Annotated in this window: 7 protein-coding genes; 2 read left to right on the top strand and 5 right to left on the bottom strand. The window is 46.8% G+C overall.

The features are described 5' to 3' along the window. Positions 1-240 precede the first annotated feature (240 nt). From FGQ85_RS14830 to FGQ85_RS14820, 3 genes are read right to left on the bottom strand one after another with little or no spacing between them, the layout of a single operon-like run. Positions 241-3,960 carry an FtsX-like permease family protein gene (locus FGQ85_RS14830; RefSeq protein WP_138373834.1) on the bottom strand — a complete coding sequence of 1,240 codons (3,720 nt, stop codon included), beginning with the start codon at positions 3,958-3,960 and terminating at the stop codon, positions 241-243. 26 nt (positions 3,961-3,986) lie between these two features. After that, the gene (locus FGQ85_RS14825; protein ID WP_087167676.1) at positions 3,987-5,378 is read right to left on the bottom strand and encodes an ATP-binding protein; all 1,392 of its coding nucleotides are present in this window, start codon (positions 5,376-5,378) and stop codon (positions 3,987-3,989) included. Positions 5,379-5,412: 34 nt separating this feature from the next. Next, entirely contained in the window at positions 5,413-6,117 is a 705-nt protein-coding gene (locus FGQ85_RS14820) for an ABC transporter ATP-binding protein (RefSeq protein ID WP_087167677.1), read from the bottom strand. Positions 6,118-6,216: 99 nt separating this feature from the next. On the opposite strand from FGQ85_RS14820, the gene FGQ85_RS14815 reads away from it, so the two are divergent. Further along, positions 6,217-6,714 carry a GNAT family N-acetyltransferase gene (locus FGQ85_RS14815; RefSeq protein WP_087167678.1) on the top strand — a complete coding sequence of 166 codons (498 nt, stop codon included), beginning with the start codon at positions 6,217-6,219 and terminating at the stop codon, positions 6,712-6,714. Between the two features lie 37 nt (positions 6,715-6,751). Further along, a complete protein-coding gene (locus FGQ85_RS14810; RefSeq protein ID WP_087167738.1) occupies positions 6,752-7,879 on the top strand; it encodes a DUF362 domain-containing protein in 1,128 nt (375 codons plus the stop codon). Positions 7,880-7,974: 95 nt separating this feature from the next. Here the strand turns inward: FGQ85_RS14810 and FGQ85_RS14805 are convergent, their stop codons facing one another. Further along, on the bottom strand, positions 7,975-8,931 hold the full coding sequence (locus FGQ85_RS14805; protein ID WP_138373833.1) for a stomatin-like protein: 957 nt from the start codon (positions 8,929-8,931) through the stop codon (positions 7,975-7,977). Position 8,932: 1 nt separating this feature from the next. Continuing rightward, entirely contained in the window at positions 8,933-9,391 is a 459-nt protein-coding gene (locus FGQ85_RS14800) for an NfeD family protein (protein ID WP_347563107.1), read from the bottom strand. Between the last annotated feature and the right edge of the window lie 91 nt (positions 9,392-9,482).

Below are 9,482 nucleotides of genomic sequence, written 5' to 3'. Positions count from 1 at the left end.
CATTTCGGCTTGTATTTACTACAAAATATATGAACTTTTCAAGGTGCTATAGACAGGCTTTTGACCCCAATATCATAATAATTGAGGGTAACAGAAGAAAAATGTTATCTTTATTTATAATGAAATAAAAAATATTTCACAGAGTAAAAAACTCTGTGAATTTTTTTCTAAAAATTTCCTATAAAAAAACTCCTTCCATGAGCGGCTCATATTTTCTGCCTCTCATGAAAGGAGTTCTTTTTATTCCACACTCTTCAGTGATTCCACCATATCGATCTTCTTCAGTTTATAATACATTACCCAGTTGACAAACAGGGAAAATGCTGTGGTGAACAGTGCACTGTAGAGGTAACTCTGCCACTTAACCACTCTTCCGAACATGACCGCGTCTACCTCCACAGTCGTGATGACAAAACGGTGGAGCAATGCCCCAAGTACGATACCGACTACAATACTGAATATCGTCAGCATAATATTCTCCCGGTATACATAGGAACTGACTTCCGTATCATAAAATCCAAGCACTTTCAGGGTTGCAAGCTCCCGCCTCCGTTCTGTGATATTGATGTTATTCAGATTATACAGTACTACAAAGGCAAGCAGTCCTGCTGAAACAATCAGTACCACAATAACCAGATCCAGGCTCTGTAACATGGTATTTAACTGATCCTCAATACTGTTCGTATAAGTAACGTTCATCACACCGTCATACTTTAACAACTCTTCTCCTGCCTGTGACAGTTCTTGTGCCGATGCGTCTTTCAGATCGAAAAGAATGCTGTTATACTCCGGTTCTTCTCCATACAATTCCTGATAAAGTTCCGGCGACATATAGACGTAATGCTGCATATAGTTTTCACAGACATCTGTGATAGTCACTTCTTTTTCTTCCCCGTCTGCACCGAGGTAAATGGTATCTCCGCTGGAAACATCCAGTGTATTGGCCATTTTTTCTGTCAGAATGACGCCGTCATCCTGGATATGATAGACCTCTCCTGTCGCCCGACTGCGGAAGTTCATAAAGTCTTCGATTTTATCTTTATCTTCCGGCACACACAGGTAAACATCTTCTGTACTTCCATCGACGGATAAGGATATCGGCTCTCTTGCCATCTCCATCTCAATGTATCTGTCCATCTTATCCATTCCATCCATGGCATTCTTGATCTGTTGAACCTCATCCTCTGTCACACTGCTGCTCAGATAAATCATGCCATCATAGACCTGAATCTCCTGATACTGGATAGTTCCAATGCACATGATGGAATCCCGGATACCGAATCCGACTACCATCAACGCCATACAGCCGCCGATTCCGGCGATTGTCATGAAAAACCGCTTCTTATAACGGAAGAGATTCCGGATTGCGGATTTCCATGTAAAGTTCAAATGTTTCCAGATCAGGGTGACTCTTTCCAGAAGAATCCGCTTTCCTTCTTTTGGTGAAGGTGGTCTCATCAGTTCGGCCGGCTGTGCCGCCAGTTCTTTATAACATGCATAGAACGTAGCAAGCAGAGTACATGCCAGCGCCGCTCCCGTCGCCATCAATGCGTAATCCCATTGGTACGGTGTCACAATGTGCGGAAGGTGGGTGTACATGATCTGATACGAATAAATGATAACAAACGGAAAGAGTTTTTCTCCGATCAGTACTCCGAATATACTGCCGCCCATCGTCGCAAGAAATGCGTACATCATGTATTTTCCTGCAATGGCTCCTTTTCCGTAACCAAGCGCTTTTAATGTACCGATCTGGGTTCGTTCTTCCTCCACCATCCTTGTCATGGTTGTCAGACTGATCAGGGCCGCCACAAGGAAGAAGAGTTCCGGGAACACTTCTCCGATAGCACGCATCCGGTCTGCGTTTTCGCCGTAGCTTGTGTATTCTGCCAGAACGTCTCTGTCATTGACATACCATTCCTGATCTTCGATCTCATCTACTTCTGCTTTCGCATCATCGATCTTTATCTGAGCATCCGCCAGTTCTTTCTCGGCGTCTGCTTTCTGTGTTTCGTATTCTTTCCGACCGGACTCCAGTTCGGCCCGTCCGTCTGCAAGTTCGGCTTCTGCCTGTGTCAGACTTGCCTCCTGCTCCATAATCGTATTTTTTGCAGCCTCAATCCGGGATCTTCCGCTTGCAATCTGAGATGCCGCCGAAGAAAGTTCGGACTCGGAAGCACGGATCTTTGCTTCGGCAGCGGCAATCTGCTCATCTCCTGACGCAAACCTGGCCTCTGTCTCCTGCTTTGCACTTGCAAGTGCCGCTTTTCCTTCTTCCAGCGCCTTTACGCCGGCTTCCCACTGAGCCTTCCGTGTAGACAGCTCCTCTCTTGCTGCGGCTGCCTGTTCCTGAAAGACTGCTTCCTGTTCCGAAAGGGTCTGATCCGCCTGTTCCAGTTCACTCTGTGACGCCGTAAGATCTGTCCGCTGTGTCTCGATCTCCTGCAGCGCTTCCTGCGCTTGAGCTTTCTTTGTCTCCAGCTCAGTTCTTGCATTCGCAAGGGCACTGTTTCCGCTCTCCCACTGGCCTTTCAGTTCCGAAAGCTTTGCCTTCATCTCTTCTGTAACAGAGTCCGGATCCGATGCTATCATCGCTTCCAGTTCGTTGATCTGTGCCTGCAGTGCATCCAGCTCCTGCTGTTTCTGACTGATCTCCTGCTCCGCCTGAGCAAGTCCGGAGTTGATTCCCTCTTCCTGCTGATTCAATGCCGCAAGTCCGGCTGCAAGCTCTGCTTTTTTCTGATCCAGCTCTTCTCTTGCCGAAGTCAGTTCTGCTTCCTGAGCGGCAAGTTCCTGCTCGGCCGCATCGATCTGCTGTTTGGCCGAATCCAGCTGGCTCTGGGAATTTGCAATCTCTTCCTCCTGCTTTGCGAACTCTGCCTGAGCCTGACTTTTTCCGGATGCAAGAGCTTCCTTCTGACTTGCCAGTGCAGTTTTTCCGGACTGTAACTCAGCCGCTCCGCTCTGATACTGAGCCTCGGCATTCTGCAGGGTCTTCTCCTGACTGCTGATCTCTGCCTTTCCGGATTCCAGAGCTGCCTTGCCATCGTCAATCTGTTTCTGTCCGTCCGTGATCTGCTGCCCGGCATCCTGTAATTCCTGTTCTGCCTTTGCAAGTTCCTCATCGGCTTCTTTTTTCGCATCATCCAGTTCGCTCTGAGAATCTGCGATCTCCTGAAGCGCCTTCGATTTGATCTCTTCTGTTCTGCGGACGCACTCTACATCGGCAATATCTTCCACCCGCTTTTTGACCTCAGCAACCAGATCGTCATATCCGTCTGTATAGCAGGTTTTTGCTTCCGCACCGTCTACAAGAAGATAAATTTCCGTATATACATCCAGCGCAAATGCCTCCGGTGCCACCACCGCAAAGGCGGAGACTTCACCGTTTCCGATCAGAGAACTTCCTCTTTCGATGGAGATATATTCCGGGCTGCTGCCTGCTCCCACGATCGTGAGTTCTTCTTTTTTCAGGCTGTCAGTAAGAGGATCTTCCGTGCCGGAAGAAAGCTCAAGCGTATCCCCGATCTCATAGCCGTTTGCCTCCATGAAATCTTCATCCAGTACACATTCGGAATCGCCTTCCGGCATTCTTCCTTCGGATAAAGTCGTCTGATTCACTGTCTCATAAGAAGATGCAATATGTAAGACTTTTTCATTTTCATCTACTTTACAGAGCGCATCAACGCTGTATCCGCCCTCCTCGGACCGGATACCTTCTACTTCGGACAGCGCCTTCACATCGTCATCCGTAAGTCCCAGGCTCCCCTGTACTTTCAAATCCATCAGGTTTGTCTCATCGTAATATCTGTCTCCGGAAACCCGCATATCCGGTTCCGAGGCACGGATTCCGGAAAAGAACGAAACTCCCAGAGCGACAATCAGAAAGATCGAAAGGAAACGGCCCGGACTTTTTCTGATCGACATCCAGAACTCTTTTCTTAATGCCGTCTTTTTCATATTATCACCGCCATTCGAACTCGACTCTACTTTACTTTCCAATGTCCAAAGCGCTTTCCACCTTCACGAATAATCTTCCCCTGTTTAATAAGCTTCTTCATTGCCCTCTGTACGGATGCTATGGATCGACCTGTCTTTGCAGCTATTTGCTTTTGACTCAGCCTATTATTCTCAGTCAAAAGTTGGATTATCTGATTTTGCAAAACATCTTTTAAAACATCATTCAAAACATCATTTTGATGTTTTGGAATTTCTGCATTCTTATTATTCTGCTCATCTTTCCATGTCTCTCGGAGATTCCTGTAAAATACAACCACAAAATCGTCTTTTTCGGTTCTAAACTCCACTTTGCATCCGGTCTCATCACATACATCTTTAATACGTTTTAAACCAGTAGCAAACGTCTCCATATCTTTTGAATAATAGAGAACTCCTGTAATCAGCTTATTTCTTCGAATTGCTTTCTTACTACCATCCAGGAATTCCTCCGGTGTATGCCCTTTCGGAAAACCTCCCGTTGTATGAATTTCTATCCTGTCTTTAAAAACATCAATCTCATTACACTGATTGTTATTGTACATTCTATGCCCATACGAATTAATGACTGCTTCTCGAATAGCTTCTACTGGTATTTCCGGGGTTTCTACCCGTTCAAGTCCTATAATATCCGCTTTCCAGTCCATTGCATCAATAATATATTGCTCACATACCTTGCTTAGTCCTATGATCGATCCTTTATCCTCACGGCGAATATCCGTAAAAGTCGCTTTTACATTTGTAGCGAATTTTGCCATCTGTACGTCATTTGTCTTACACGGACAAAATAAAGCAGCTCCTGCATTTAACAAATGTATTCCATCTTTAGCAAAAAGATCCAGCTTTTCCAGAACCACAGCCGGATCATCAGAATCCAATTCAATTCTGCCAACAGCTTTTGCTTTCATCAAATATGACTTAAAAGCTGCCATATCGATATCTTGTATTGTATACTCAGATGGCTGGTTCTCCCAGCTATACTTCTCTCCACCCCTTGCTAATAGCATATCAGAATACATTTCCTGCGACATAACAAGATCTTCATCCGCCTGTCTGATACGGGCAACATTATGAGCAAGATATGGTTGCTGATCTCCGGAGAACTTTACATATACCGTTTGCTTTCCATCTTTAAATGTCTTAACTGTAATCTCTGGGAAAATAGATGGGGTAATATGATTCTTTATTGCCTGACTTACTTTACGTAAGGTTTCATCATTAATTTCTTGTCCTAAAACATCTCCATTATTTCTGACGCCAAAATACAGTTCTCCAGAACCATGTTTATTTAAGATAGCAACAATAGATGAAATTGCTTCCTTTAGCTCTCCAGTTGTTTTCTTATATTCTATTTGTTCCGTTTCTATTCCGATATTTTCCATTCATTCACCTGCCATTTTGATCGTAAATTCAAGTCTACCACTCAATCGTCTCCACAGGAACCGGATGTTCGTTCCTGATCATCTTTGATACTTTTCCATTTTTAATATGAATGACCCTGTCCGCCATCGGCGTAATGGCCGAGTTGTGCGTAATCAGGATCACAGTCACACCCTTCTCCCGGCAGGTATCCTGCAAAAGTTTTAAAATTGCTTTCCCTGTATTATAGTCAAGCGCTCCCGTCGGCTCATCGCAGAGCAGAATCTTCGGATTCTTCGCCAGCGCTCTTGCAATGGAGACTCGCTGCTGCTCACCCCCTGAAAGCTGCGCCGGGAAATTCTTCATGCGGTCGCCCAGTCCGACTTCCCGCAGCACTTCCGCAGCGTCCAGCGGATCCTTGCAGATCTGAAGCGCAAGTTCTACATTTTCCAGTGCGGTCAGGTTCTGAATGAGGTTGTAAAACTGAAATACAAATCCGATATCATCCCTCCGGTAGCCGGTCAGCCGCCGGGCTTTAAATTTCGTGATGTCCGTCCCGTCAATCCACACTTCCCCGCTGGTGGCCGTATCCATCCCGCCCAGAATGTTGAGAACAGTAGTCTTTCCGGCGCCGCTCGGCCCTACAATTACGGCAAACTCGCCCTTTTCAATCTCGAAATCGATCCCGTCCACGGCGCGGATTTCCACTTCTCCCATTTTATAAATTTTGCGTACATCTTTCAATGTTACAAAGCTTGTCATGTGCTGTCTGTCACCTCTAATTTTATCTTGCATCAAATTCTTACTATCTTTATAATAACAGATAAGGGATTGAAAAAACAGTCCGAAGGAGGAATTTTTATGGGAACATTCAGAATGGAACAGGCTGTGACCGATGTCGCTCTGGACAAGATCGCGGCGCTTGCAAATGAAATCTGGCACGAGCATTTTGTCCCGATCATCGGCCTTGAGCAGGTCAACTACATGGTCGGCAGGTTCCAGTCTTATCCGGCCCTGAAAGACCAGGTAAAAGACGGATATGAATATTATCGGATCTTCTGTGACGATGCGTTTGCAGGCTATGCGGGGATTCATCCGGAGAAGGATGCTCTGTTTCTGAGCAAGCTTTATCTTCACAAGGATTTCCGGGGACAGCATCTTGCCACACAGGCTGTGGATTTCTTAAAGAACTACTGCCGTGAGAAAGGGCTAAAAAAGATCTGGCTGACCTGCAACAAGTACAACAGCCATACACTGGACGTTTATCATCATCTTGGTTTTCACGATGTCCGCTCTGAGGTAACCGACATCGGAAACGGTTTTGTGATGGATGATTATATTCTGGAAATGGAAATTTAATTTGAGAGGAAACTATATTTTGGAGGGATACAAAAACATGGAAAAAGCAAAAGTATATTTTTCAGATCTCCGGGCTCTTCCTGGAACAAATCTTCCGGGCAAGCTGAAAAAACTGATCAGAAAAGCCGGCATCGGGGAGATTGATTTTGAGAAGAAAATGACAGCCATCAAGATCCACTTTGGCGAGCCGGGCAATCTTTCCTACCTTCGCCCGAACTGGGCAAAAGCTGTTGCTGATGTCGTAAAGGAGCTTGGCGGACGTCCGTTTCTGACAGACTGCAACACCTTATACGTAGGACGCAGAAAAGATGCTCTGGAGCATATCGAAAGTGCCTACGAAAATGGATTTACCCCGTTTTCTACCGGATGTCAGGTCATCATCGCCGACGGACTGAAAGGTACGGACGAGACCTATGTACCTGTGGAGGGCGGTGAGCTTGTGAAAGATGCGAAGATCGGAACTGCCATTATGGATGCGGACGTCTTCATTTCTCTGAATCATTTCAAGGGACATGAGGCAACCGGATTTGGCGGTGCCCTCAAAAATATCGGAATGGGATGCGGTTCCCGTGCCGGAAAGATGGAGATGCACAACAGCGGGAAACCTTCTGTCGATCAGGAACGCTGTGTAGGCTGCCGGACCTGTGCAAAGAACTGTGCCCACGGAGCGATTTCTTTTGATGAAAACCGTCGTGCCTCCATTGACCACAGCAGATGTGTCGGATGCGGCCGTTGCCTCGGATCCTGCAATTTTGATGCCATCTACAACGAGAATTCTTCCGCGGTGAAGGAACTTGATATGAAAATCGCCGAGTATTCCAAGGCGGTTCTGGATGGGCGCCCGAATTTCCATATCAATCTGGTGATCGACATTTCCCCGTACTGCGACTGCCACGGTGAAAACGATGTGCCGATCCTTCCGGATATCGGAATGTTCGCAAGCTTCGACCCGGTTGCGCTGGATCAGGCCTGCGTGGACGCATGCAATGCACAGAATCCGCTTCCTGGAAGCCTTCTTGATGACCGTATGCATGAGGATGGCTTCTGTGACCACCACGATCATTTCGTCAACACAACCCCGGAAGCCGGATGGGAAGATTGTCTCTCCCACGCTGAGAAAATCGGCCTCGGCACCAGATCCTATGAATTGATCACAGTAAAATAAAATAACTTCAGAAAGCAAATCAGAGGCCCGGAGTTTTTCCGGACCTCTGTTTCATTTCTACTTTCTATTCTACTCTGCCAGTGCCGGCTTCTCGATTACTCGCCGACTGTTTTCTCTGTCTCCCCGACTTCTACAAGGGATTTCACCAGACCTGCCACTCCCTGGATTTCGGACGGAATGATGATCTTTGTCGCTCTGCCGTCCGCCGCCTTTTCAAATGCTTCCAGACTCTTTAAGGTCAGGACTGCCTCATCGACGCCGGCTTCCTTCAGGAAACGGAGACCATCTGCGTTAGCCTTCTGGACTTTCAGGATCGCTTCCGCTTCACCTTCTGCCTCTTTGATCATCTTCTCTTTTTCTGCCTCTGCATGAAGGATAGCCGCCTGCTTATCCGCCTCCGCGTTTAAGATTGCGGACTCCTTATTTCCTTCTGCCACAAGAATCGTAGATTTCTTCTCACCCTCTGCACGAAGGATGGCCTCTCTTCTTTCACGTTCCGCTTTCATCTGCTTTTCCATCGCATCCCGGATCGCTGCCGGCGGAATGATATTTTTCAGTTCCACACGGTTGACCTTGATTCCCCACGGGTCTGTTGCAAGGTCAAGTTCCGAGCGCATTTTCGTATTGATCGTTTCTCTGGATGTCAGCGTCTGATCCAGTTCCAGATCTCCGATGATGTTTCGGAGTGTCGTCGCTGTCAGGTTCTCAATCGCCATGATCGGATTTGCCACGCCATAGCAGAACAGCTTCGGATCCGTGATCTGATAGAATACGACCGTATCAATCTGCATGGTAACATTATCTTTCGTGATTACCGCCTGCGGTTCAAAATCAACTACCTGTTCTTTTAAGTCGATCCGTCTTGCCACACGCTCAATAATCGGAATCTTGAAATGAATTCCAACGCCCCAGGTCGCCTGGTATGCGCCAAGTCGTTCGATCACAAGCGCTTGTGCCTGATGTACGATCTTGACACATGAAATCAGAATCACTACAACCAGAATCAGTAAAATAATTCCAAGAATACTCGCGATAGTAGATGCTTTCAACATATTACTTTTCCTCCTTTTCCCTCACGATCAGCTTCACGCCCTCGATCTTCTCAACAACAGCATGTTTTCCCTCTTCAATGGTCCTGTCATCTGTCAGGCTTCTTGCCGTCCACTCCTGTCCGTCATAAACCGCTGCGCCCGTCTGGTCTGTGTTGCTGATACGCTGTGTCACTTTGACCGTCTTTCCGATCATACTTTCGTAATTGGTCTTTTCCCGGTTTCTGTTGACATACCTGAGGGCCCACGGCCTTGTAAAAATCAGCAGGACGATGGAAACGGCCAGAAATATGCCGGTCTGCCATCCGATCCCGGCACCTGTCAAAGACAGGAGAAATGCCGCCGCCGATCCCGCCGCAAACCAGATTGTCGTCAGTCCCACGGTAATCAGTTCGATCACCAGAAGAATCACAACAAGCAAAAGCCAGATAATCCTCATTGTTTCCGGTGTCAGAGCGTCCACATGTCACACCTCCTTACGTCAGATGTCCTTCCGGATCCGGAAAGACGGAGATGGTTCTTTTTCAAAACTTTCTCCTCTTTTTCTGATTTTT

It is taken from the genome of Pseudoflavonifractor sp. BSD2780061688st1 E11, from assembly GCF_005844125.1.
Lineage (GTDB): Bacteria > Bacillota > Clostridia > Lachnospirales > Lachnospiraceae > Sellimonas > Sellimonas catena.
This window is presented reverse-complemented; position numbering and strand designations above follow the sequence as displayed.

Bases quoted from the DNA above. Each gene is read 5' to 3' on its own strand.
- FGQ85_RS14810 (WP_087167738.1), top strand. From the start codon at position 6,752: ATGGAAAAAGCAAAAGTATATTTTTCAGATCTCCGGGCTCTTCCTGGA.
- FGQ85_RS14820 (WP_087167677.1), bottom strand. From the start codon at position 6,117: ATGACAAGCTTTGTAACATTGAAAGATGTACGCAAAATTTATAAAATG.
- FGQ85_RS14830 (WP_138373834.1), bottom strand. From the start codon at position 3,960: ATGAAAAAGACGGCATTAAGAAAAGAGTTCTGGATGTCGATCAGAAAA.
- FGQ85_RS14815 (WP_087167678.1), top strand. From the start codon at position 6,217: ATGGGAACATTCAGAATGGAACAGGCTGTGACCGATGTCGCTCTGGAC.
- FGQ85_RS14805 (WP_138373833.1), bottom strand. From the start codon at position 8,931: ATGTTGAAAGCATCTACTATCGCGAGTATTCTTGGAATTATTTTACTG.
- FGQ85_RS14825 (WP_087167676.1), bottom strand. From the start codon at position 5,378: ATGGAAAATATCGGAATAGAAACGGAACAAATAGAATATAAGAAAACA.